Consider the following 24,548-nt stretch of genomic DNA (forward strand, 5'->3'; position numbering starts at 1 on the left):
CAGGGCTGCGCGGCTTAACCGGAGATTTTCAGATTGACGTAAAAGTTGCGCCCCTGTTCCGGGTAGCCGCCCACCATCTGGTAATTCTGGTCCAGCAGGTTGGAGGCATTCGCGCCAATCTGCACGTTGGGGGTAATCTGGTAATCCACACGGGCGGAGATGCTCACGTTATGCCCGGTGCGGAAGTAGGTTGTGCCCATGGAGTTCATGGTCCAGCGGTTGGAAGAAATCGCCACGTTCGGCACAAAGCGCAGTTTTTTGATGGGCGACCATTCCACATAGGCAAACGCCTTGTGAGACGGCACATCCGTAGGCCGGTAACGTGGGGAGGACCCCGGCGCGCTCACATCCTGATGCGTATAGGTATAGTTGCCGCCAATCAGCAGATCTTTCCGCACCGGAATAGCCAGAGAAATTTCCGCCCCGGCATAGTTCCCGCTGTTGATGTTCCGGCTCTGGGAGACGGTGGTGCCGTTATACTGCACAGGGAAGGAGGCAATCAGGTCTGTCAGGTGGGAATAGAAAAGAGCGCCGGAGACCTCGATCTTTCCAAAGGTATGAGACCCACCCAGCTCATAGTTCTGGGCGCGCTCCGGACGCAGGCCGGGGTTGGAAACCGCGCCGCCAAAGCGGGTGCTGAAGCGCTCAAACAACGTGGGGAAACGCACACGGTCTGACACGCTGATATGCAGTTCAGACACTTTATCCGGCCGCCAGCTCAGGCGGGCCTGCCCGTTGGGCGCGCCACGGTTGCGGGTGGGATAATGGATAATCCCGCCGGAATAGCCCTGCGCCTTGTCCAGCACGCGCCAGTCATAACTGACGCCGGTTGTCAGATCGAGGTTGGGCAGAAAGCGGAACACGTTTTCGCCCGCAATGCTGTAGCTTTCCTCAACGGAGCTGACGGTGGGCTGATAAGCCCCGCTGGGAAAAACCTGCTCATTTTCGGAATGTTCATCCCGACGACCATAGAACGCAATGCCCAGCGTATCCTGCCGGGACAGTTCGGCATCCAGGCGGACGTTCCCGCCCCAGGCTGTGTCATTATAATAGCTGTTGAAGGCTTTGGCTTTTGTCTGGGTATTCAGGTCAGCGTTATCGAAACTTCTGAGAAGATTATAGAAAGTATTGCGATACAGGCGGGAGCGCAGGGTCAGCCGGTCACCCAGTTTGGTGCGGGAGGTGAGGGAGAGGCTGTCCAGATCCCACGCGGGCCATGTCCAGTCCTTCTGCGCGCTAACAGAGTCCGTCACGCTGAAGGGGGCGCGTTTTTCACCGCTCTGGCGGGTGTAGTTAATGGTGTATTCGTCTGTGGCGTTTGGCGTATAGCCGACCTTAAAGTTTACGCGCCAGTCTTCAGAATCTGTCAGCAGGCGTTTGCCTTTGCCCTGTGAGGGCGTGGGGTCATAATTGGAAGAAAGGTCCGTATGGTCCACGTTATTGATGGCAAAGTTGGCCTGCGCGTACCATTTTTCATGCTTGGTGCCGATCAGCCCGAACACGTTGTAGCCTGAATAGCCGCCGTCATGCCCCAGCATGGAGCCGCCGCGCAGTTCGCCTTCCAGCTCCTTGTGGGGTTTTCTGGTCACAAGGTTGACCATGCCGCCCATGGCGTCCGGGCCGTCCAGCACGGAGGCATAGCCTTTGGCGACCTGAATTTCCGCAATATCCGGCGTCAGAAAACGCCCGTAATCCAGCCGGTTATCCGCAGGCAGATAAATGCGGATGCCGTCCACCATTAGCGGGACCTGAAAGCGGTTAAACCCACGGACCAGAATGGTGCGCTCATTCCGCGTGCCGCCGGTGTTGGCCGCGTTCACACCGGGGATCAGGTTGGCGGCTTCATCCAGCGTGTTTTTATTCAGCGTATAAATGGCATCGGCAGAAAGGGTGGAATTGCCGACCAGCGCATTCCGGTGCGGGGTGCCGTAGACCGTAATTTCACCGGGGCCGTAAATGTCAGAATTGGAGCGGTCCGCCACCACGCTCTTATAGATGGGCGTGCCGGTCGTCAGTGCATCATAGGCGCTGTCAGCCCGCGTTTGCGATAATGCTGGCGGAGCGGAGGGTGTGGGTTTGGAAGCCTTCTTTTTAACCTGATGCAGGTTCGGCGTCGCACTCAGTGGAGAGGTTTCGGCAAAGGCCGCGCTTGCAACGGTGGAGAGCAGGCAGGCCAGTGTCACGGCAGAAAGGGTGCGCGTGGTCGCCGGGAGGAAGGCTTTCATTTAGGGTAAGGGTCCTTTATCAATATTTCTGCATATATAATATTCGACCGTATATAGATGGAGCATGAAGCGTATGGCAATTGGGAAACAGTTTGCGTTAAAGGTTGTGATAATTTTGTCACTGGGGTTTGTGGGCGCAGGTACCGTGTTGGGTTTTCCGGGGGCGTCCGCACAGGCTCAGCAGGCGGCGCAGAGCCAAAATGAGCATGCCGGTCATGGCGGCCACGGCATGCAGAATTGCCCGAAAGAGGCCGCGCCTTTGCCAGATGCGCTGAGGGGCTGGACGAGGCCAACGTCTGTGACAGCCGCCGCAACGGCAGGCGAGCTGGACGGCGTCAAACTGACAGCTGGCAAGGCCGTGGCCGCGCAGCTCCGTTCCACAGCCGACATGCATTATGCCGTGCGGCCCGAGCAGCCGGGTGGCAAGGTGAGTTCCGGCGGCATGTTTGCGTTTGATGTGCCTGCTGCGGGCACTTATCGGGTCATGCTGGGCAGCCGGGCCTGGCTGGATGTGGTGCAGGATGGCAAAACCATTGTCTCCTCCGGCCATAATCGTGGGCCTGCCTGTAGCGGCATTGGCAAAATGGTGGATTTCCCGCTGGTTGCCGGACGCGCAGTGATTGAAGTCAGCGGTAGCGGCAAGCCGGATATGACGCTGATGGTGATCCCGACCCCATGAGGTCAGCCGGTTCTGTCGTGCGTCTTCTGGCGGGTGTGTGTCTGGCGTCAGTTTTCTGGAGTGCAGGGGGAGCCGCTCGGGACGCGCAGGCTGCGACCGTGCCGGAGGTCTCGACCCCCAATGCGGCACTCTTGTCAGAGGACGAGGCGCGTATCCAGCTTGGGCGACGGTTGTTTTATGATGCCGATCTCTCGGGCGATGGCAGTATGGCCTGCGCCTCCTGCCATGAGCAGCGCCACGCCTTTGCGGACGGAATGCCAACGCATGCGGGCATTACGGATGACGCCGGGGTGCGCAATGTGCCCTCACTGGGGAATGTCGGCGCGTTGAAAACGCTGACATGGCTGGACCAGCACATCACCACGCTGGAACAGCAGGTTGCCACGCCGGTCTTCGGGCATGGCCCGGTGGAAATGGGTATGCCGGACTGGGCGACGTTGCTGCATCGCGTATCTGGTGATGCCTGTTATCAGAAGCTTTTTGCGCGGGCTTTCAAAAATGAAAACGGACGCATTGATGCCCGGACCGTGCCGGAAGCTCTGGCAGCGTTTGAGCGCACACTGATCTCGCAAAACAGTGTGTGGGATCAGGCGGAGAAGAAACAGGCCCGTTTGCCGGGTGATGCGCAGCGCGGTGCGGCATTATTTTTCGGGCAGGCGCATTGTGCGTCCTGCCATAGTGGTCCTTTGTTGACCGATCAGTCTTTTCACAGCATCAACGCGGCCCATCCGGCACGGGTCAGAACGCCATCGTTGCGCAATGTCGGGGTGACTGCGCCCTATCTGCATGATGGCTCAGCCCCCACGCTAAGCGTAGCCCTGCACGCGCATACGCACAGTCCGGCCTTATCTCGGGAGGAGGAAAAAGCGCTGGAGGCCTTCCTTCAGACGCTGACAGACCCGAGCTTTCTGCATAATCCGGCATTTTCCCTGCCGCCGGAAGGCTGCCCCCTCTAGGGCACGCTCCGCACCATACGCGCCCGCCAAGCCTGCTACGCCCTGCCTTTTGGAAAGAACAGGGCAGCTCTGCGCAGGGTTTTCTTGCGCGAACATGCAACTTTCCTGGCGGCCAGGTGTTCAACATAAAGCCTGTTTATGATGTCATGACGACAAACGCTTTGTCGCGTGGGGTGTGCTAATGCCACACCCGGGCAGAACGCGACGACATTTCAGGCGCATGCATCGGAAATGTTTCGCACTAGAACCGCGTTCGTGTCGTCGAGACCAGGTTTTGAAGGCGCGTACGTTCTGAGAATGGAGTACGGGCCTCGTGGGCGCACTGGATCCCTTATTTCTGGCACGATTGCAATTTGCATTCACTGTCGGATTTCATATTGTTTTTCCCGCTTTTTCTATCGGGCTAGCCGCGTTTTTAGCGGTATTGGAAGGCCTGTGGCTTAAAACCGGCCGGCAGGTTTATCTGGACCTGTTCCGCTACTGGCTGCGGGCGTTTTCTATCGTTTTTGGCATGGGCGTGGTCTCCGGGCTGGTCATGTCATACGAATTTGGCACCAACTGGGCGCAGTTTTCGCAAAAAGTCGGGCCTATCCTCGGGCCATTGCTTGGTTATGAAGTGATGACCGCCTTCTTTCTGGAGGCAGGTTTCCTCGGCATCATGCTGTTTGGCATGAACAAGGTTGGCCGGAAGCTGCACTTTTTTGCCACCTGCGTGGTCTCACTCGGCACGTTGATTTCCATGAGCTGGATCCTCTCTTCCAACTCATGGATGCAAACCCCGCAAGGTTACGCCATTGAGCCCGGAACAGGCCGTTTTATTCCGGCAGACTGGTGGGCCATTGTCTTCAACCCCTCCTTCCCGTTCCGCCTTGTGCATATGGCGCTGGCTGCCTTCCTGTGCGTGGCGTTTGTGGTCGGGGGCGTCGGCGCATGGCATCTGCTGCGGGCCAGACGGGCAGGGCATGCCCCGACGGAAGCCGTGAAGGTCATGTTCTCCATGGCCATGTGGATGGCGGCCATTGTCGCTCCGCTGCAAATTCTGGCGGGTGATACGCAGGGTCTCAATACGCTGAAATATCAGCCAGCCAAGATTGCCGCCATGGAGGGGGACTGGGACAGCCAGAGCCGCGCGCCGGAACTGCTGTTTGGTATTCCGGACATGGAGCATGAAACCACGCGGTATAAAGTGGAAATCCCCCTGATGGGCTCCCTTATTCTGACGCACAGCCTTGATGGCAAAGTGCCGGGCCTGAAGGATTACCCCAGGGACCAGCGTGCGCCATCTTACGTGGTGTTCTTCACGTTCCGCATCATGGTGGCGCTGGGGATGCTGATGGCGGTGCTGGGCGTGTATTCGCTCTGGCTGCGCTGGCGCAAACGCCTGTGTTCGGATGTGCTGTTGCAGCGGTTTGCGCTGGTTATGGCACCTGCCGGGTTTATTGCCATGCTGTGCGGTTGGGTGACGACGGAAGTCGGGCGGCAGCCCTTCACCGTCTACGGCCTGCTGCGCACGGCAGACAGTGCCTCGCCGGTGGCGGGGGGGAGCATTGCCTCCACGCTGATTGTTTTCGTTATTGTGTATTTCATCGTTTTTGCGTCGGGCATCAGCATTCTTCTGCGTGGCTTTGCGCAGGAACCGCATGTGGGTGAAGTCGGACCGGATGCGCATGATCCGCAGCGTGCCGCCTCCATGCAGGCTGCCGTTTCCAACACAGCCGCCGCAGGCGAAACAGGGAAGGATAGCTGATCATGGATATGACCGGTGCGGCCTATTGGCTCCCCATTGTCTGGGCGGTTCTCGCGGCCATGGCCATTTTCATCTACATCGTGCTGGATGGATTTGACCTTGGGCTTGGTATTCTCTTTCTTGCCGAGCCGGACAAGACCTATCGGAACGTGATGGTGCAAACCATCGCCCCCGTATGGGACGGCAACGAGACATGGATGATTTTCGGCGGGGCTGCGCTGTATGGCGTGTTCCCCAACGCTTACGCCACCATCCTGCCTGCGTTGTATCTGCCCATCCTGATCATGCTGTTTGCGCTGATCATGCGTGGGGTGGCGTTTGAATTCCGCTCCCGCATGCACACGCAGCGGATGCGGGATTTGTGGGATGTCGGGTTCTGTGGCGGCTCTCTTGTGGCGTCCGTCATGCAGGGCGTTATTCTCGGCACGCTGGTGTCTGGCATTCATGTTGAAAACAATGCCTTTGTCGGCAGTGGGTTTGACTGGCTGGCTCCGTTCCCGCTGTTCTGCGGTCTGGCTGTGGCTTGTGGCTACACGCTGCTGGGCGCGACATGGCTGGTCTGGCGGACGGAAAACACGTTGCAGGACACCATGCGCAAGTGGTCCGGCATTCTCTCCATCGCCATGCTGGTGATGATTGCCGGTGTCTCGCTATGGACCCCGGCGCTGCACGCAACATACATGCAAAACTGGACGGACTGGCCCCGTATTCTCTTTGTCGCTCCGGTGCCGGTCGCGGTGATTGCTCTGGCGGTGGTTATGTTCATGGCGCTGCGTCGCAAGGTGTCTCGTCGCATCCCGTTCTTCTGTGCGCTGGGCTGGTTTTTCCTGTCCTTCTCCGGACTGGGGATTTCCATCTGGCCGTATATCGTGCCGCCGGGCATGACCATCTGGGATGCATCGGCTCCGCCATCCAGTCAGGCGTTTCTGCTGGTGGGGGCTGCGGTGCTGATCCCGCTAATCCTGTCCTACACGGCGTTTGCCTACCATGTGTTCCGTGGCACGGTGAACGAGCATAGCGAGAGCTACCATTGAGGGAGATGACCATGCAGCACACAGCAGAACGCCCCCTGTGGCTCCGGCTGCTCTGGTTTGTAGGGTTGTGGGCAGGCGGTGTTGCCGCGCTTGGCGTTGTGGCCGGGGCGCTGCGGCTCCTGATCCATCCGTGATCTGAGGCCGATTTTTGCCTCTTCAGCAGGGCGCGTTCGCTTTTTCCAGCGGACGCGCCCTGTCTGTTTTGGGCTGCCCTGTTGCTTTGTGAAAACTGTCCTGACTATTGTTGCGACACCATTCCCTTTCTCCGAGGCAGGACACACACAATGCGCACAACACAGACAACAGGCCGGTGCAGCACGCCACAAGACGGAGGGCTGCGCAGTTTGCGGCAGGGCCTGCTGGTCTGTGCAGTCTCTTTTGCCGCTCTTGCAGCGGGGCTGGGTGGGCCGCAGGGGCTTTCCAGCGTAGCGCAGGCCGCTGATGTTTCACCCTCTGTTTATGCGCCGATCAGCCCTCAGCGGATGTCAGAGGCCATGAAGGTGCTGGGGTCTGATGCGTTTGAAGGCCGCGCTCCCGGTTCTCCGGGGGAGGCGCGCACCGTGGCCTGGCTGATTGAGCAGTATAAGCAGATTGGTCTGGAACCGGCGGGCGAGAATGGTGGCTGGACGCAGCGCGTGCCGTTGCAGCACACCCGCGTGGGGAAGCCTGATCTTCTGCAGGTGGCCTATGCCAAAAACACCCTGCCGCTGGAGCAGACGAAAGACGTCTATTTCACCACGGCACGTGGCGTGGATCGTCTGAAAATTCAGAATGCACCGATGGTGTTCGTCGGGTATGGCGTGCATGCACCGGAGCGCGGGTGGGATGATTTCAAAGGCGTGGATCTGAAAGGCAAGATTGCCGTCTTCCTGATTAACGACCCCGATTTTGACGCCAAACCGGATGAGGCCGTGGCCGGAAAATTTGGTGGCCGCGCCATGACCTATTATGGCCGCTGGACCTACAAATATGAGGAAGCCGCACGACGTGGTGCGATTGGTGCGCTGATTGTGCATGACACGGCGGGGGCGGCTTATGAGTGGTCCACAGTGATTGCACCGGGTGGTGAGTCCTTTGACATTGCCCAGAGCGGTGAGAACCAGCCGGTGCTGATGCAGGGCTGGATTTCCACCCCTGCCGCCACAAAGGTTTTTGCGCAGGCCGGGCTGGATCTGCCCGCGCTGCGGGTGCAGGCGCGGCAGGCGTCTTTCAAGCCGGTTACGCTGCCAAAGGCCCGCTTCTCACTCGATGCGCCGGTTGAGGTCTCGCATCTGGAAAGCCAGAACGTGCTGGGCAAGCTGACCGGCCGCAAACACCCGGATGAAACCGTGATGTTTGGCGCACACTGGGATGCGTTTGGCATGAGCAAGGATGCGCAGGGCCATGAGGTGATCCGCCACGGCGCGATTGATGATGGCTCCGGCGTGGCTGGTGTTCTGGAAATTGCCCGTGCGTTCAAGGCCGGTCCGCAGCCGGAGCGTACGGTGATGTTTGCCTCATGGACTGCTGAGGAACGCGGGCTGCTCGGCTCGGCATGGTATGCCGCGCATCCTATGGCTCCGCTGGAAAAAACGGCGGCGAATTTCACTATGGATGTGTTGCAGATGGCGGGTCCGTCCCACAACGTCTTTATGGTGGGGGCAGGGCAGGACACCGTGCAGGATGACGTGGCTGCGGCGGCGGAAAAACAGGGTCGTGTCATGCTGCCGGAAGCCATGCCGGAGCGTGGGGCCTTTTACCGTGCCGACCATCTGCCGTTTGCCCGCGCCGGTGTGCCGGTGGCGGCTCTTATGGATATGGCGGGCTACCCCGATCTGCTGAAAGGCGGTGTGGAAGCCGGGCGGAAATGGTTGCAGGATTATATGGTCTGCTACCATCAGGCCTGTGACGCATGGAGCCCGGACTGGGATGTGCGCGGGGCAGCGGAAGATGTGGCGCTGCTGTATACTGTTGGGCGCAATCTGGCATTTTCGCAGAACTGGCCGCAGTGGAAGCCGGGTTCAGAATTTGCCGCAACGCGGGCGAAGAGTGCTGCTGTGCGGGGTGGGCAGTAAGGCGATTTAAAACCTGGCAGACTGTCGTTCCGGGCCGTCTGCCAGTGGTGGTCCTGCCCTACAACGCAAGGAAGCTATCGTGTTTTTCGGCAGCTTCCTGCAACGTCATCAGGCAGGCGTTTTGGCCGTGTGCTGCGTGCCGGACTTGTCGGTAATATACAGCAGAGCCACTGGTCCCTGTGTGTCCTGCCGGTGCCATGAGCTGCCGGGCACAAAGAGAACGTCGCCTTTTTTACCAACAAGGGTGAGTTCCTCGCCGTCCTTTTTCAGAACGACCGTTGTCTGGCCTTCCACAACAAGCAGAAATTCGTCATGCGGGTGTTCTTCCCACGGGGTCGAGCCTTCAAACCGGACCATGCCGATATTGTGCTGGCCGAACGCAAACAGCGTTGTCATGCTTTTTGCTGCGAAGTCATCTGTCTGCTGATTGAGGTGCAGAACGGAAAGCGTGGTGGCAACCTGTTCAAGATTATAGTGAAACATTGGACTGTCTTTCTGTCATAGGATTGCAGGAAGAGGCTGAGTGGGTCAGGTGCGGTCGCAAGAGAGTGGGGCCAGACGACGGGCTGCGAGAATAAGCGGGACAAGCAACACAAGCCCGCAGAGCCAGACCATCAGAAACGCCAGAGAATAGCCTGCGCTGGCTGCCAGCGGCATAATGGCTGAGGCCGCCAGAACATTGGCGACGCTCTCCCCACATTGTAGAAAACTGTAGTCCAGACCGGGACGATCTGCGGAGGACCAGTTCATCAATAAGGACCAGAGCGCGACGTAAAATCCGCCATCAAAAAAGTTCTCTGTGCCAAGAGTAAGATAGAGAGCCGGGGCGGACAGAGTGTGCGTTGCCTGTAAAATCCACAAAGCACCCAGCAGAAGCGCAGAGGGGATGCCCAGAAGGGTAACAGCCTTGCAACTGCCCGCTTTTTTGACTGCGATTGTGCCCAGTATGGCCCCGCCGAGCGCGCCGCACAGAAGATTTGAAATTTGCAGCGTGCCGATGGTTTCAACGGCAATATGCTGGTCAATCAGGAACGGTTGGAGGAGGGCTAAGAGCGCTCCGCCAGCAAATTTAAACGCCAGAGAACTGGTAAGCGCCCATCCAAAGCCTTTTTGGCGGAAGAAATCCTTCAGGCGGGAAGGGCGGGCAATCCGGCTGGCATCTGGCTCCACATATTTCCGGAGTGGCAAAAGGATAAGGCAGAGCAGGAAAAGAGCCGCCGCCATGGCGCAGAGCATGCCACCCCAGCCAACCTGCGCGTAAACCAACAGGCTTCCGCCCCCACCCGCGAGCATGCCGAGCAGAAAGGCAACAACCTGAATGCCATTGGCCAACCCGGCATTTCGGCCTTGCAGATGGGAGACTGCGGCTGCGTTCGTGAGAATGTCCTGTGTTGCAAACACGGTATTGAGCAGGATGATGCCGCCCAGTGAGAGCGCAAAACTGTAATCAGGCGGGAAAAACGCCAGCACAAGACAGGTCAGAATAGCGAGGAGCTGTGTTTGCAGAATAAGCACCCCGTACCCGCGGCGTTTTCCGGCATTGTCTGTCAGGCCAGCCCAGAGAAATTTCAAAGCCCAGGGCAGAAACGTCAGGCCGCTCCAGCCGATGGTGTGAAGAGAAACACTGCTTTCCCGCAAAATAGTGGCATAGGCATTAAAGGCCAGCCCTGCGGGAATGCCCTGCCCGGCATACATCAGCCCCAGCGTGATGACCCGCTTCCAGACCAGCGGCAGAGCGGAGAAGGGGGAGAAAAAACGGCTCTTTTCCATAAAGAGCAAGGATAGGCCCCCCGTTGTGCGGGGCCACCCGAATCAGCCCACTGCCCCGATCAGACACGGCTCAGGATGAAGGGCTTAGCCTTCCTTACGGTAGAGATGAGGCGCCTTGCCAATCTGCCGTTTAAAGGCAGCACTGAAGTGGCTCATATTACTGTAGCCAAGTTCCATGGCGGTTTCTGTCACGGAATGGGTTTTTAAAAGCGTTTTGGCGTGTTCCATGCGGTGGGCCTGAAACAGGCTGTAAGGGCCGCACCCAAAGAGAATGCGGAACCCCATTTTCAGCCGTGTGGCGTTCAGGCCGCTATAGCGCGCCAGTTCAATAATGGTGGGGGCTTTATCCATGCGGGACAGCAGGAAAGAACGCGCCTGATGCAGGCAGGCTTTTTCATGACGTGAGAGGGGCGAGCCTTGCGGTGCAGCCTCAATCTGTTCAAAGGACTGGCCAAGAATAGTCAGGGCTGCGGCACAGCTTAAAGGCCCGTTGGTCTGGTTTTTCCGTAAACTCTGGCACAGTCCGGTGGCCGCCTTGTGCACGGATGTATTGGCCTTGAGACTGCTGAAAAATGGTGTTTGGGGAGAAAGGTCTGCCGCACCCCATGGAAGCGGCGTGTGCATGTCCTGAAGCAATTCGGGGGTAATATGGACCTCAAGGCAGGAGAAATCTGCACTGGTCGCAATCTGGAAGCGGGTTGCGGGCAGATAAGCTGTGGCGACATCCCGCGCATGGAACTGATGCGTTTTGCCCCCAAAAATGATTTCACACGTGCCGGACAGAATAATGGAACAGCGCAGGACCGCCGGGCAGTCATCCATCTCCCCCTGCAGGGTAGCGGGCAGGGCAGAGGAGAAGAAGCCAGCACTCAGCCCGTTATAAAGCTTGCTGTATAAAGGATGCAGAAGGGACTGGCCCGCCAGATGCTCTGGCTGTTGCCGGTGTATGGCACTGGATCTGACGTGATGCATCTCCAGAAAAATCCCTTGCTGTGTGTCTGATTGGAGTGATTAGACCAATCTGAGTGGCGGTGCAATTGCGAGACATTATCATGTCGGTATGAGTAAAACACATTCCTCTTTCTCAGCCATAAAATACGCGCTGCTTGTTGTGCCTGTGCTGGATTACGTCCCCACCACCGCAGGGTGGGCGGCAACCTTGTGCCCTGACCAGCCGGTGTCCGGGCAGACCGCGTCCTGCCGCAAAAAAGCAGAAGAGATTGTGGTGCGCAGCCGGAATGCGTCCTTTGTCGTCTCATCCAGCCTGTCCCGCCTTTCCGGAACGGTTTTGAAAGAGCGCCATCTGGACACGCTGGGGGATGTGGCGGAACGGTTGCCCAACGTCTCTTTTACCTCCACCACGCAGGCCAACCCGGTGATTATGATGCGTGGTCTGGGTGGGCCTGAAGAAGAGACAAGCAGTCTCTACGTGCCGTTTATGCTGGACGGTATTCCCATGATGAGCATGGCGCTGGGGCAGATTTTTGATCTGGACCATATGGATGTCACGCAGGGGCCGGAATTGACAAAAGGCCCGAATGTTTTTGGTGGCATGGTGTCTGCCACATCCCGTGATCCGGGAAACAGGTTGGGCGGGTCTCTCGATTTTGAATATGGCACAGGCAACCGCCGTCGCGCCGTGATGAGCAACGATATTCCTCTGGGGCCAAATACGGCGCTCCGTTTCACGGTCGGTGGGGAAGTGGCTGATGGATATATTTCCAACCGCTTTCTGGACCGAAAGGATACCGCAGGCTGGCATAGCTGGTTTGGAAGGTTGAAGCTGCTGCATAAGGATTCCGCCGGAGGTGAATGGCGGGTGTCTTTGCACCATGTGCTCAATCATGGCGGGAATGATTATTTTGCGCCTCCTGCGCTGGCTTTGCGGCATGTGTCTGTCAACACAGAGCGCGGCGTGAATGATAATGACTACTGGGCCGGGTCTGCCCAGTATCATCGTGTGTTCAGCCATAAAATGATTGTGGATGTTGCTCTGGGCGGCAATGCGACCCAATGGAAATCAGAAATTCCGGAAAGCGTTTTTTCAGCCCGCACGGGTTTTACGATGCCGACGCGGCAGGCTGGCGGAACCATCACGGTGTCCGGTTCTTCTGGCACGCTGGACTGGCGGGGCGGTATTTTCGGTCAGGAGATGATGCGGAGTACGCCGTATCTTTTTGATATGTCCCCCTATTATCTGAGCAACACCACCGCCGTGCTGAACAATGCCAATGTGGCGGGATTTGCTGAGCTGGGCTGGCGTTTTTCACCCTCATGGCGGCTGGTGCCCTCTTTCCGGGTGGAGCATAACCAGTGGTCCATGTCCCAGTGGAGCGGGTTGCAGACAGCCTCTGTGCCGGAGGACTACACCATTCTGCAAACGCTCCCTAAACAGACTGCGTCCCGTACGGTGCCCCTGCCGGGGCTGAAGCTGGAATATCATCCGCAAACAGACAGCGCGCTGATGCAGTATGGCTGGATCAGCTATACGCGGGCCTATATGCCGCCGGGCTTTAGTCCGCATGCGGTCATGGCGGCGACAGCCCAGACACCGTTTGATGCCAGCTACGGGAATAATCTGGAAATTGGTTACCGCCTGCATGACCGTAAGGATAAATGGTCTGCTGAGGTTATCGGATATTCAAACCTCATTTCCAATCTTCAGGTGGTTACGACCAATGCGAATGGTGAATCCGTTGTGGCGACGGCAGCTAAAGCGCACACACGAGGTATGGAACTGAACGCCACGTTTAAACCCATTCGGAGCCTGACGCTCAGTGGCTTTCTGGGGCTGACCTATGCGGCGTATGACCGTTTTCTTTTTGCAGGGCAGAACTTTAGCGGCCAGCAGTTAAATGGCACCCCCAAAAGCAGTTTTGGCTTTAGCGGCACATGGACGCCGGGGGATGGCTGGTCTGTTAACGTCAATGTGGTGCGGCGCGGGCGCACAAACCTGTATCCCAGCAGCACACTGGTCAATGACCCGTATGTGCTGGTGGATGCCCAGATAGAAAAGAAGTGGCGGTGGTGGAATATTGCTGTCTATGGCCGCAATCTGGCTGATGCCCGTTATCTGACCCGCGGTCTGGCTGTAGGGCAGGCGGTGGCGGCAAACCCGCGCCTGCTGGGGCTGCGGGTTGGGGTGACGTATTAAGCTGAGAGGCTCTTAACGCGCGCGCTTCCAGCCCCGGTCTTCCTGCCGCCAATAGGCGAGGTCATGCCCGGCGGCTTTCATGGCGGTCCAGCGTTCCCGGGCGGCGGCTACGGCGGCTTCATCATGCCCGTCGAAGAGGTCAAACACGCGCTCAAAAGGCGGGTTATCCGGGCAGGTGCGGTTTTCCAGCAGAAACAGGAACGGGGCGGCGTTGGGCACATCCTCACCGAGCGTCAGCCAGATGGGTTGCAGGTCCGGGCAGAGAATGCCCTCGCTGCCATGCGGGAGCCAGGCCGGGTCCGAGACTTTCCACAGGGCTTTATCCAGCGCATCCAGTTGTGGTTTGCTGGCACACCATACGGCGGCCTTCTGCCCACTGGCCAGCGTGCGGGAGAGCAGTTGCGGCAGCGCCTCAGCCACACTGGTGCGGGTAAGGTGATAAAAGCCGATCTGCGTCATGCGGGGCGGGTCCTGTAATCTGGCATGGGGCTAGTCTATCAGCTTTCGGCAGGCATGCAGAGGCCCGGTATGTGTTGCAGGCATGTGGGCTTCCCGCAGGGGAACGATTGTGATGCTCCCGCGCTGGCTGGACTATCAGCACATAACAGAGAATGCTGCCTGACCCGATGCATGGTCAGGTGTTCTGTGCGGTCTGGTCAGGTAAGACCGGATGCGCTCAGGGGGCTAAGGCAACCTCAGTTTGAGGAAAAAGGACGCGAACGATATGGCGAAAACAGTCACTCTGCCGGACGGCACAAAACTGCCTGCACTGGGTATGGGCACCTGGAACATGGGGGAATCCTCCGCCACATGGAAAGAGGAAGTCGCCACACTGCGTCAGGGTGTAGAGGCAGGCCTGAAGGTGGTGGATACCGCCGAGATGTACGGGCAGGGCCGCTCGGAAAGTCTGGTGGGTGAAGCCATGCGGGATGTGCGGGACGATATTTTTCTGGTCTCCAAGGTTCTGCCCACCAATGCCTCAGCCGAGGGCGTGGCCAAAGCCTGCCGGTCTTCTCTGCGTCGGCTGGCGACGGATCGGCTTGATCTCTACCTGCTGCACTGGCGCGGCAGTGTGCCGCTGGCTGAAACCATTGAGGCCTTCCGCAAGCTGAAGGAGGAAGGACTGATCCGCTACTGGGGCGTGTCCAATTTTGATGTGGATGACATACAGGAGATGGAAAAATACACGCGGCCCGGTGAATGTGCGAGCAACCAGATCCTTTATAATCTGGAGCATCGGGGCGTGGAGTATGACCTGCTGGACACCAACCGCTTCCGGCATGTGATGACCATGGCCTATTCCCCCATCGGGCAGGGTGGCGCGTTGTTGCAGAACAAGGCGGTGAAGGCCGTGGCCGCCCGCCACTCCACCAGCAATGGCCCGGCCAGCCCGGCACAGATTGCGCTGGCGTGGGTGCTGCGGATGAACAATGTGATGCCAATCCCCAAAGCGTCGTCCCTCGCGCACCTCAGGGACAATATTGCTGCGCAGGAAATTACACTGACGGATGAGGATCTGGCCGCTCTGGATGCCGCCTTCCCACCGCCGACCAGCAAGGAACCGCTGGATATGATTTAACCCACCAGCCTTGGGTTTCAGATGCAAAAAAGCCGCCGGGGCGACACCTCGGCGGCTTTTTTTTGGGCTTTTATCAAAAAGACCGGGTCTGAAAAATCAGACGCCGTCTTTCTGCATGTTGTCCAGAACGTAGGTCGCCATCAGCACAACCGGCAGGCCGAAAGCGATGCTGAAAGACGCGAAGGACATGTCGTTCAGCTTGAGGCCGGTAAACAGCATGTCCAGACCCAGCAGTGTCAGAAAACCGTACATTTGCATGGTGAAGCCCTTTCGGTGGCGCACAACATCGGCAGAAAACGCGTCAGCCCCCGGAAAACCGGGCGCGGCGTCATTCAGAAACACATCTTTCAAACAATCTATTCTGAAAATGTATTCCTTTTCCCGCGCATTTTACGCTCACGGTGGATGGGGTCAATATTTATTTGGTTTCCGTAAGTAATGGACCATTCTGGTCTTGTTTCACGGTTCCGTAATTAAGAGTGTATTTCTCTATATTTCTGTAAATTTATTCAATTTTTAAATATAATAATTGGGGTAAAGAGACGGTCCCGCCTCAGTCTTCCGAAAGCGGGCGGTGGCCCACATGAATAGTCAGCGTCATCGGCTGGCTTTGCCGCTGCACGCTAATTTGTACCGTGCTGTTGGGGTGAGCAGCGGCGACGGCGCGGATCATGGTGCGTGCAGTGTCCATATGCTCCCCGCCCATGGCGGTAATAATGTCGCCACGCTTCAGGCCCCCCTGCGCGGCGGGTCCGTTGCGGTCCACCTCCGCCACACGGGTGCCGTTATGGGTGGTAATGTCTTCCAGCGTGGCGCCCAGCCACCCCCGGTCAATGCGTCCTTCGCGTTGCAGGGCGCTGACAACCGGCATGACAATTTCAGACGGGATGGAAAACCCTAACCCCACGGAGCCTCCGGTCGGGGAGACAATGGCGGTATTCAGAGCAATAACCTGCCCGGCCAGATTGAAGGTTGGGCCGCCGGAATTGCCGGGGTTGATGGGCGCGTCCAGCTGCAGGAAGTCATCAAACGGGCCGGTGCCAATATCTCGCCCACGGGCGGAGACGATGCCTGCGGTGACGGACGAGCCAAGGCCAAACGGGTTACCGGCGGCCATAATCCAGTCCCCCACCTGCACAAGACGGCTGTCCCCCCATTCCACAAACGGCAACGGGGTGGGGCTGTCGATCTTGATGACGGCAATATCCGTCAGGTCATCAATGCCAATCAGGCGGGCGTTGTATTCTTTGCCCGTGGCAAGGGCGACGGTGATTTTATCAGCATCTTCGACCACGTGACCGTTGGTGACGATCACGCCGGACGGGTCGAGAATAAAGCCGGAGCCTGCGCCCAGCACTTCATCACTATGTTTGCGCATCCGCTCCCGAAAGCGGCGTTCCAGCGGTGTGCCCTTTACGGCAGAGGGAAGCTTTTTGCGGGTGCTGGAATCTGAATCGCGCGTGACCGCAATATTCACCACGGCGGGCACAACCTTGCGCACCAGGGGGGCAAAGCTTGTTGGGCCGGGTGCGGCAACAATGGGTGTGGCAGGAGCAAAAAGGGTGGAAGGGTCAGCGTGTGCGGTGTGCGATCCCATGGAAAGGCCAGACGAACACAGTGCCGCCATGGCGGGCAGGCTCCGCATAAATGTCTTCATGAGTTTGTGATCTGCTTTCCGTCCATAGAGACTTTTGGCCTCCTTTGCCCACAAAGTGCAATGCCTCTGTGGTCCAACACCCTCCTATGGTGCTGTTTTGCAACGCATTGTGGTACTGATGTGACAAAACGTTAACGCGCTGGCCTGCGCGGTTTTGCCGGGCTGAGGGCCGGATTTTCCGGCCACTCATGCCGGGGGTAACGGCCTCGCATATCCCGCCGCATGTCTGCCCAGCCGCCTTTCCAGAAGCCAGCCAGATCCGCCGTAATCGCCTGCGGTCGGCCCGCCGGGGAGAGCAGAGCCAGACGCAGCGGCACCCGCCCGCCCGCCAGCTTTGGCGTTCCCTCCGCGCCGTAAAAGACCTGCGCGCGGGCGGAGGCGACGGGCACGGGCTGCGTATAATCCACGTTTGCTTTGCCACCGGGGAAGGGGAGGGCTGTGGGCAGTTCCTTATCCAGCCAGGCGTTCAGCGTGTAGCCCAGATGGTTTTTGAGCAGGGTGGTTAAATCCAGCCCGCGCAGATCGGCCAGAGAGGTTAGTCCGTCCAGATAGGGGGCGAGCCAGTCATCCATCCGCTCGGCCAGTGCCGCGGTGGTAAAGTCTGGCCAGTCCTCACCCGGTCCAGCCCCGCCGGGCAGGGCGCGGGCGAGTTCCACGCGGGCCTGTAGCTGGCGGGCAGCATCCGGCCAGTCCAGTGTGGTGTCCGGCGTGGCTTTGGCTTGTGCGAGTAGCAGAGAGGCGGCGTTACCAGCTTTCACCTTCTCCGTCAGGTCCCGCAGCACAAGGCAGCCAATGCGCGTGCGGCGACGCGCCAGAATATTGCCGGAGACCGGGTCCAGCGAGGTTTCCACCTGCTCCTTTGTGCGGTCCAGCAAGGCCGGGGGCAGGGCGTTGAGATCCAGTGGGGCGGCAAGGCGAATTTCGGCAGAGGTGCGCAAATGCAGCCCGGCCACAGCGAGCAGCTTTTTCTCCGCCAGCCCGTCATCGCGCCGCAGGCGGGCATTGCTGCCGTTGGAGAGGCGGAACGTGCCGGCTTCCCCGCGCGAGAGGGCAATACGGTCCGGGAAGCCAGCGGCAATCAGGGCAGCCGGGTCGCCCCCGGCCTGCTGGCGGGCACGCAGGCCCAGCCGGAGGCGGAAGCGTGAGGCAGCCTGACGGATGCGGGCCAGTGCGCCCCTGTCGGCCTGTGGGTGGTCTCCCCCGGCAATCAGGTCCAGCCGGAGGGAAATATCGGAGGGAGGCACGGGCGGCGGCCCGGCGCGTCCGGCAGCGCGCGGGCGCAGCGGGTCACGTTCTTCCAGCAGGGCGGCGAGGTCTGCCGCCATAGCGGCTTCCTCCGGCGTGCGGGCGGCCAGCATCATGGCGGCGAGGCGCGGGTGTGTGCCAAGGGCCGCCATGTCCCGCCCGTGCTGGGTAATCTGCCCGTCATCATCCAGCGCACCGAGCATGATCAGCAAGTCTCGGGCGGCAGCCACAGCGCTGCCGGAGGGCTGGTCGGGCAGGGGCAGTGGGGTGTCGGACTGGCCGACGGTGTCGGTCCATAAGGCGGTGGCCAGCACAAAATCGGAAAGGTCGGCTTCCAGAATTTCCGGCCGGTCATGCTGGGGCAGGCCGCGTTCGGTGGCGGTGGTCCACAGGCAAAACGCCGTTCCGGGAGCTTCTCGTCCCGCGCGTCCTGCGCGCTGGCGGGCGGCAGCGCGGGAGATGCGCAGTGTTTCCAGCCGGGAAAGTCCGGCCCCCGCGTCAAAGCGTGGGGCACGACGGAAGCCGCAATCCACCACCACCCGCACGCCCGGCACCGTCAGCGATGTTTCCGCAATGGAGGTGGAGAGAATCACGCGTCGCTGCCCCTGTGGGCCGGGGCGCAGCACCAGCGCCTGTTCCGCCGGGGGGAGTTCCCCATGCAGGGGGAGAACCGTGGCGCGGCAGTCTTCCAGAAGCTGCGCAACACGTCGGATTTCTCCAGTGCCGGGCAGGAAGACCAGAATATCGCCTTCTGTTTCCGCCAGAGCCTGTCGCACACCCGCAGCGGTCACTGTGGCCAGATCCCGCAGATGCGGAATGTCGCGTTTGGCATGCTGCACGGTGAGGGGATACATCCGCCCCTCACTGGTCAGAACAGGGGCGTTCATCAGGGTGGCAAGGCGCTCGGTTTCTGCCGTGGCGGACATGGCGACCAGCCGCAGGTCAGGCCGCAACGTGCGTTGCAGGTCCAGACAGAAAGCCAGAGCGAGGTCCGCATCCAGTGAGCGTTCATGCACCTCGTCAATAATCACGCAGGCGACGTTTTCGAGCATCGGGTCGCTCAGCAGGCGACGCAGAAACAGCCCTTCTGTCAGCACCTCAATGCGGGTGCGTTCAGACACCGCTGCATCCAGCCGCGTGCGGAACCCGACGAACCCGCCGACTTCTTCCCCCATCAGTGAGGCAATGCGCGTGGCAGCAGCGCGGGCGGCCAGACGGCGCGGCTCCAGCATGATGATGCGGTCCGCCTCTTTCCGCCATGGGGCTGCGGCCAGAACCGGCGGTACCGTGGTGGTTTTCCCCGCCCCCGGAGGAGCGACCAGAATGGCGGAGGCTGGCTGTTCTGCCGTGGGCGTGCGGGCGAGGGCGGCGCACAGATCAGGCAGCACGTCCTGCACGGGCAGGCCATCGGCAATGGCAAACGGGGAGGCGGAAAGCGTCTGGTTCGGCATGGCGTTGTTATGGCCGGGGCGTGCGCTGGCTGCAATTTCAAATGTTGGGCGGGGACGTGCGGCAGGGTGATCGCCAGTTTCTGAAGATGTCTCATAAAAAAAATTTATCAATCTGGAGGCATCTCTCTTGCCGCGCCTCACGAGGAAGTGATAATGAGAATAGTTCTTAATAACCGAAGCGACGGAACATGCCATGGCGACGGCAAAAGGCCATGCCGAACAGAGAGCAGGAATGACGATGATGCGTTTAAAAGCAGGACTGCTCTCCTGCTCGGGCCTGATGCTGTGTGGAGCAGGAATGGGTTTTTGCGGCACGCCTGCTTTTGGTGCGACGGCAGCAGAAACAACGGAAAAAGCCAGCAAATCCGCAAAAGCCACGCAGCCAGCAGCGCAGGCGGCCCAGACCGCAAAAAATGCGCAGTCTGTAAAAACCGCGCAGTCGTCTGATGAGAATGACATCCCTGCCAGTGTTGAAAAACTGCTGGTGCAGGGGCAGCGGCATAAGAATGCAACGACCGATGGAACCGGCAGCTATGTGGTGAAGGCTGTCTCCATGACCAAAATGCTGTTGCGGCTGGATGAAATTCCGCAATCTGTCTCTGTCGTTAGCCGCCAGCAGATGCAGGACCAGAATCTGACGACGGTTGATCAGGCGCTCAAGCAGGTGCCGGGGCTGAACGTCAATCTGTATGGGGACGGCACCGCAGGCTTTACCTCCCGTGGCTATGCGGTGCAGCCGCAATTTGACGGCGTGCCGTCCAGTGGCGGGATGTCCTTTAGCCAGCAGTTTGATTTGGCTATTTATGATCGTCTTGAAGTTTTGCGTGGGCCAGACGGGATGTTTCAGGGGTCTGCTCCTCCCGGCGGCAGCGTGAACTTTGTGCGCAAGCACGCGCTGGATACCTATCGGGCGCAGGGGGATTTCAGCGGTGGCTCATGGGATACGTTCCATGCGGATGCCGATGTCACCGGCCCGCTGACGGGGAATAAAAAGGTCACAGGCCGGTTTGTGCTGGCAGGCGGAGACCGCAACTATTTCTACAAGGACGCGCATGATACCCGCTGGACAGCCTATGCGGATATTGATGTGCATATCACGGATAAAACCACGCTGTCCGTCTCCGCCACCGGCCAGAAAAATGACACCACGCGCTTTATGGGCCTGCCCATGGCGGCGTCTGGCGCGGACCTGCATCTGGCGCGCAACAGTTTTGTGGGGGCTAACTGGGGCAAGACCAGCAACCCGATGTATGAGTTTGACGGGGAACTGGAGCATGAGTTTGGCGCAGGCTGGCGCGGGAAGCTGACAGGCCGCCACCGTGAAACTGATAGTTCCATGCACTACACGTATCTGAATAGTGTAGTCACACCGCAAAAGACCGGCAACTTTGTTGTGGCGCGGTATGAAGGGCGGGAAATTTATGATGGCGCGGACATGTATTTTACCGGCCCCGTGCACCTGCTGAACCGCAAACATGATTTGCTGATCGGCGCGAATTATGATTCCGATCTGCTGTATGATGGCGGTTCGTCTGCCTCATGGCGCACGACGCCGGGCCTCAGTAATCTGGATATTTTCTCGCCTGTTATTTCCGACACCATCCGCCCGGACATTACCACCCGTTATCGCGAACCCACGCAGCAATATGGGGTTTACGGCTCAGCCCGTGTTCAGCTTATGCCCTCACTTGATCTTTTGCTTGGCGGCCGGCTGAGTTTTTACCAGTACAAATATAAAAACCTGTCCACCAACTCGCCCTATGTTGTCAGCCAGAAGAACGGTGCGGTTCCCACGCCCTATTTAGGGCTGGTCTGGCATATTGTGCCGGATGTGGCGGCCTATGTGAGCTTTACGGATACGTTCCAGCCGCAATCAGCCTACAGTCACACCGGGCGGCTGAAGCCGGTGCTGGGCCAGCAGATTGAAGGGGGTTTTAAGGGTTCCTTCTTCCATCGTAATCTGAGTGTGACGCTGGCGGGTTACCATATTCTTGAGCGCAACAAGAGTATGGAAGATCAGGATGGGTCTTCCACCTGCGGTCTGTCCGGTACCAGCACCTGCTACCATGCGGCGGGTAAGGTGCGCAGTCAGGGCGTTGAGTTTGAAATGCTGGGGCGTCTGCTGACCGGCTGGGATATCAGTCTTGGCTACACCTTCAACGATAACAAGATCCTCAAGGATGATTCCGGTCTGGCGGGGCTGGCCTATACGCCTAACTCACCGCGCCATCTGTTCAAACTCTGGACGCATTATCGCTTTGCCGCTCCGGAGGTAACGCGGAATGTCTGGAGCATTGGGGCCGGGGTGGATGCGCAAAGCAGCACGTTTGGCACAAACCGTGCTGTTCGGCAGGGAGCATATGCGGTGGCCAGTGCGCAGGTTGGGTATCAGTGGCGGCCGGCACTGAATATGACGTTTACCGTCAATAACCTTTCCAATACGCGGTATTATCAGCGTCTGGGGAATGTCTATTACTACAATTATTATGGAGAGCCGCGGAGCTTTATGGCGTCCGTGCAAAGCAATTTCTGAAAACTGCTGTGTGGCACCCGGCCTGCCGGAAGGAATGGCAGGCCGGGTTTAAAGCAAAAGCTTATTTTTTGGGAAGCTGCAGAACGCCAGGGGCCGGGGAGCGGGCTTTTGTGGTGGTGGAAGAGGATGCGTCATCATCTTCGCCAGCCGGAAAAACCGGGTCGGGTTCAGATGTTTTTGCGGAAGCTGCGTTACCGGTGGTTGTGCTGCCAGACGAGGAGCCCTCGCTGGTAGCGGCACTGCTGCCCGACGTATTAGAAACAGGCGCGTTTTCCGGCAGGGTGGTGGCGGATGTGGCATCCGGCACGGAGACGTTCGGAGTGGTGACGTTCGGCACTGTCACCGTGGGTGTTGTGATGGTCGGAGTGGTGACTTCCGGCGTCGTGATGGCCGGTGTTGTCAGCGCGGGCGTGCTGGTCACACCTGTAGCCGCCGCCGGAACCGCTGCGGCAGGTAAGGCCGTACTGGCTGCTTTGCTGCCCGGAGCGTCAAGAGACTGGCTTTGAATGGCCGAGCCAACCGGGGTGCCGCCCGCATCCGTCATCCAGTCTTTCAGCGTATTGCGGATCTGATACTCAAACTCCACGTTCATGCGCTGCATCATGTCGTTCGTGAGTTCGTAGAGATTGGCCGGACTGTCGGCATCGCCTTTGGACAGATCCGGGCGCAGGGTCTGGGAGACATGCGCTTCAGCCCGTGCGGCCTGTGTGCCGCCGCTATTCAGCAACACCAGATGCACATCCATCTGCCCGGCCAGCACGCCGCCTGCCTGATGCAGGATGGACGCGCGATCAATCACGAACTGCGCCGTGCCGGAGGAGCCCGTCGCCACCAGCCGGTCCTGCGCCATCTGGCGGAGGGCCTGTACGGGCGGGGTGGGGGCACGGTTGCCAATATCGCCCACCACCGGGTTTTGCAGCGTGGCGTCCTCAATGTTCAGCGTGGCCGCATTGAGGTGCATCACGCTCAGATAGTCATAGCGGAGCGGGGCGAATTTTGTCGGCTGCTTATCGCCCGCACAGCCTGCCAGGAAAGCCGGCAGGAGCAGAGCGACAGAGCATGTTGCACGAAGCGGGCGAGAAAACAGCGACATGGAAACAAGTCCTCTCAGGCGGAGCGCGGCGCGATGTCCTTGCGCGGGAAGCGGAAGTCATGGTTGCAGAACTCGCACGTCATCACAATCTGCCCGTCATCCTGGCACATGTGGTCCAGATCATCCGTGTCGAACCCTTCCAGCACATTGGCCAGACGGGCGCGGGAGCACCGGCAGCCATAGGCCAGAGCGCGGGGCTGGCTGACGTGCAGATCTTCCTGATGGAACAGGCGGTGCAGCAGGGTGGCGGACGGCAGAGCGTCGTCCAGCACTTCCTTTGTGGACAGCGTGGAGGCCAGAATGGTGGCGGTTTCCCAGCTTGCGTCGGCGTCTTCATCGCCTACAACATGGGTGCCACCTTCACCGGCAATGCGTTCCAGCACAAGGCCGCCAGCGCGCCAGCCTGCATCCGTCATGGTGCAGCACAGATAGATCCAGCAGGCATGCTGCTCACTGGTGCTGAAGTAATGCGTCGCCATAGCGGCGAGGTCATCGCCCGCAAGGTCCACAATACCCTGATGCCGCTCCATGTCCGGACCCTGATCAACCGTGAGGGCCATATAGCCATTGCCCAGCAGGTCACGGTCAGTCGGGTTCGGGGTGTCCTGAAGCAGGGCGTCCAGAGCGTCATCATCCGTGCGGGCGTAAAAGCGCAGCGCGCCGGTGTCGGTGCAGTCTGCCACCAGCATGGTGACGGGGCCGTCGCCTTTGATCTGGAGGGAGAACGCGCCCTGAAACTTCAGCGCAGAGGCGAGACCAGCGACCAGAGCCAGTGCCTTGCCAGCCAGACGGTTCACCACATTGGGGTGGTCATGGCGGGTCAGCAGCACATCGGTCAGCACGCCAAGGCGCACCAGACGTCCGCGCACAGGGCGGCCTTGCAGATAAAACGGCGTCACGCCACCGGGCACAACCAGATCCGGCACATCGGGACGGTCACGGTCAAGAAAAGCAGGAGTTTCCATAAAAAACCTTAAATGCAATCAGTGCTGAGAATATGGGGAGGCAGCCCCGGCAATAACAGGGGCGTCCTTGCTGACTGATGCAGGGGCTCAGACGTCTGAGGAAATGGACAGTTCCAGCTGTTCAAGCTGCTGTTCCAGCGTGCGGGCGGCCTTGGCGTTCAGGCCCAGACTGTCCTTAAGGGCACGCAGAAAACCCTGACGGCAGGCGTCATGCGCGCTGTCCAGATCCGCAGCGCGGCCACAGCCAGCCAGACAGTCCAGATAGGAGGCACGGAACGGCGCAAGTTTCTCCGCTGTAAGCGGCAGGCTGGCCAGAATGGTATCCAGACTGTCTTCCACCCAGCCCGGTGTGGCCGGTGTGTCTTCCGTGCCGGAGGGGGTTACGGGTTTATCCGCGCCGTTCATT

Annotated in this window: 20 protein-coding genes; 9 read left to right on the forward strand and 11 right to left on the reverse strand. The window is 59.3% G+C overall.

The annotated features are described in order from the left end of the window. Nucleotides 1–14 precede the first annotated feature (14 nt). Complete coding sequence (locus ACHQGU_RS04685) at nucleotides 15–2,225, reverse strand: TonB-dependent receptor plug domain-containing protein (protein ID WP_395496026.1); 2,211 nt, start codon at nucleotides 2,223–2,225, stop codon at nucleotides 15–17. A gap of 64 nt (nucleotides 2,226–2,289) precedes the next feature. On the opposite strand from ACHQGU_RS04685, the gene ACHQGU_RS04690 reads away from it, so the two are divergent. The 6 genes from ACHQGU_RS04690 to ACHQGU_RS04715 all read left to right on the forward strand — a co-directional run bounded on the left by ACHQGU_RS04690 (nucleotide 2,290) and on the right by ACHQGU_RS04715 (nucleotide 8,695). Beyond that, entirely contained in the window at nucleotides 2,290–2,904 is a 615-nt protein-coding gene (locus tag ACHQGU_RS04690; protein WP_395496027.1) for a hypothetical protein, read from the forward strand. Beyond that, nucleotides 2,901–3,860 (forward strand): cytochrome-c peroxidase, encoded by a 960-nt coding sequence (locus tag ACHQGU_RS04695; protein WP_395496028.1) that lies wholly within the window; start codon nucleotides 2,901–2,903, stop codon nucleotides 3,858–3,860. The genes ACHQGU_RS04690 and ACHQGU_RS04695 overlap by 4 nt, the downstream gene beginning before the upstream one ends. 313 nt (nucleotides 3,861–4,173) lie before the next feature. Then, on the forward strand, nucleotides 4,174–5,607 hold the full coding sequence (locus ACHQGU_RS04700) for a cytochrome ubiquinol oxidase subunit I (RefSeq protein WP_062270981.1): 1,434 nt from the start codon (nucleotides 4,174–4,176) through the stop codon (nucleotides 5,605–5,607). An 8-nt stretch (nucleotides 5,608–5,615) separates the two neighbouring features. After that, on the forward strand, nucleotides 5,616–6,641 hold the full coding sequence (gene cydB, locus ACHQGU_RS04705; RefSeq protein ID WP_062140901.1) for a cytochrome d ubiquinol oxidase subunit II: 1,026 nt from the start codon (nucleotides 5,616–5,618) through the stop codon (nucleotides 6,639–6,641). 11 nt (nucleotides 6,642–6,652) lie between these two features. Further along, on the forward strand, nucleotides 6,653–6,775 hold the full coding sequence (locus tag ACHQGU_RS04710; protein ID WP_156470055.1) for a DUF2474 family protein: 123 nt from the start codon (nucleotides 6,653–6,655) through the stop codon (nucleotides 6,773–6,775). A 150-nt stretch (nucleotides 6,776–6,925) separates the two neighbouring features. Then, nucleotides 6,926–8,695 (forward strand): M28 family metallopeptidase, encoded by a 1,770-nt coding sequence (locus tag ACHQGU_RS04715; protein WP_395496029.1) that lies wholly within the window; start codon nucleotides 6,926–6,928, stop codon nucleotides 8,693–8,695. Nucleotides 8,696–8,803: 108 nt separating this feature from the next. On the opposite strand, the gene ACHQGU_RS04720 is transcribed toward ACHQGU_RS04715, so the two are convergent. The 3 genes from ACHQGU_RS04720 to ACHQGU_RS04730 form a co-directional block, all read right to left on the reverse strand. Next, entirely contained in the window at nucleotides 8,804–9,178 is a 375-nt protein-coding gene (locus tag ACHQGU_RS04720; protein ID WP_395496030.1) for a cupin domain-containing protein, read from the reverse strand. Between the two features lie 45 nt (nucleotides 9,179–9,223). After that, the gene (locus tag ACHQGU_RS04725; protein WP_395496380.1) at nucleotides 9,224–10,465 is read right to left on the reverse strand and encodes an MFS transporter; all 1,242 of its coding nucleotides are present in this window, start codon (nucleotides 10,463–10,465) and stop codon (nucleotides 9,224–9,226) included. An 84-nt stretch (nucleotides 10,466–10,549) separates the two neighbouring features. Continuing rightward, entirely contained in the window at nucleotides 10,550–11,437 is an 888-nt protein-coding gene (locus tag ACHQGU_RS04730) for a helix-turn-helix domain-containing protein (RefSeq protein ID WP_395496031.1), read from the reverse strand. Nucleotides 11,438–11,525: 88 nt separating this feature from the next. On the opposite strand from ACHQGU_RS04730, the gene ACHQGU_RS04735 reads away from it, so the two are divergent. Beyond that, the gene (locus ACHQGU_RS04735; RefSeq protein WP_395496032.1) at nucleotides 11,526–13,619 is read left to right on the forward strand and encodes a TonB-dependent receptor; all 2,094 of its coding nucleotides are present in this window, start codon (nucleotides 11,526–11,528) and stop codon (nucleotides 13,617–13,619) included. A gap of 12 nt (nucleotides 13,620–13,631) precedes the next feature. Here ACHQGU_RS04735 and ACHQGU_RS04740 read toward each other — a convergent pair whose 3' ends face one another. After that, complete coding sequence (locus ACHQGU_RS04740) at nucleotides 13,632–14,078, reverse strand: DNA polymerase III subunit chi (protein WP_043552036.1); 447 nt, start codon at nucleotides 14,076–14,078, stop codon at nucleotides 13,632–13,634. Between the two features lie 265 nt (nucleotides 14,079–14,343). On the opposite strand from ACHQGU_RS04740, the gene ACHQGU_RS04745 reads away from it, so the two are divergent. Then, the gene (locus ACHQGU_RS04745) at nucleotides 14,344–15,198 is read left to right on the forward strand and encodes an aldo/keto reductase (protein WP_395496033.1); all 855 of its coding nucleotides are present in this window, start codon (nucleotides 14,344–14,346) and stop codon (nucleotides 15,196–15,198) included. A 96-nt stretch (nucleotides 15,199–15,294) separates the two neighbouring features. On the opposite strand, the gene ACHQGU_RS04750 is transcribed toward ACHQGU_RS04745, so the two are convergent. The 3 genes from ACHQGU_RS04750 to hrpB form a co-directional block, all read right to left on the reverse strand. After that, nucleotides 15,295–15,456 carry a hypothetical protein gene (locus ACHQGU_RS04750; protein WP_395496034.1) on the reverse strand — a complete coding sequence of 54 codons (162 nt, stop codon included), beginning with the start codon at nucleotides 15,454–15,456 and terminating at the stop codon, nucleotides 15,295–15,297. A 295-nt stretch (nucleotides 15,457–15,751) separates the two neighbouring features. Beyond that, entirely contained in the window at nucleotides 15,752–16,855 is a 1,104-nt protein-coding gene (locus ACHQGU_RS04755) for a S1C family serine protease (RefSeq protein WP_062248013.1), read from the reverse strand. Between the two features lie 131 nt (nucleotides 16,856–16,986). After that, on the reverse strand, nucleotides 16,987–19,551 hold the full coding sequence (hrpB, locus tag ACHQGU_RS04760) for an ATP-dependent helicase HrpB (protein WP_395496381.1): 2,565 nt from the start codon (nucleotides 19,549–19,551) through the stop codon (nucleotides 16,987–16,989). 238 nt (nucleotides 19,552–19,789) lie between these two features. On the opposite strand from hrpB, the gene ACHQGU_RS04765 reads away from it, so the two are divergent. Then, nucleotides 19,790–22,084, forward strand: coding sequence for a TonB-dependent siderophore receptor (locus tag ACHQGU_RS04765; protein ID WP_395496035.1), 2,295 nt, complete (start codon nucleotides 19,790–19,792; stop codon nucleotides 22,082–22,084). 61 nt (nucleotides 22,085–22,145) lie between these two features. On the opposite strand, the gene ACHQGU_RS04770 is transcribed toward ACHQGU_RS04765, so the two are convergent. From ACHQGU_RS04770 to ACHQGU_RS04780, 3 genes are all read right to left on the reverse strand, one after another. After that, entirely contained in the window at nucleotides 22,146–23,177 is a 1,032-nt protein-coding gene (locus ACHQGU_RS04770) for a hypothetical protein (protein ID WP_395496036.1), read from the reverse strand. Between the two features lie 14 nt (nucleotides 23,178–23,191). Then, on the reverse strand, nucleotides 23,192–24,142 hold the full coding sequence (locus ACHQGU_RS04775; protein WP_215753548.1) for an Hsp33 family molecular chaperone HslO: 951 nt from the start codon (nucleotides 24,140–24,142) through the stop codon (nucleotides 23,192–23,194). An 87-nt stretch (nucleotides 24,143–24,229) separates the two neighbouring features. Further along, entirely contained in the window at nucleotides 24,230–24,547 is a 318-nt protein-coding gene (locus tag ACHQGU_RS04780) for a hypothetical protein (protein WP_395496037.1), read from the reverse strand. Nucleotide 24,548 lies beyond the last annotated feature (1 nt).

Origin of the sequence: Acetobacter sp. KSO5 (genome assembly GCF_044094635.1) — a bacterium.
Taxonomy (GTDB): domain Bacteria; phylum Pseudomonadota; class Alphaproteobacteria; order Acetobacterales; family Acetobacteraceae; genus Acetobacter; species Acetobacter cerevisiae.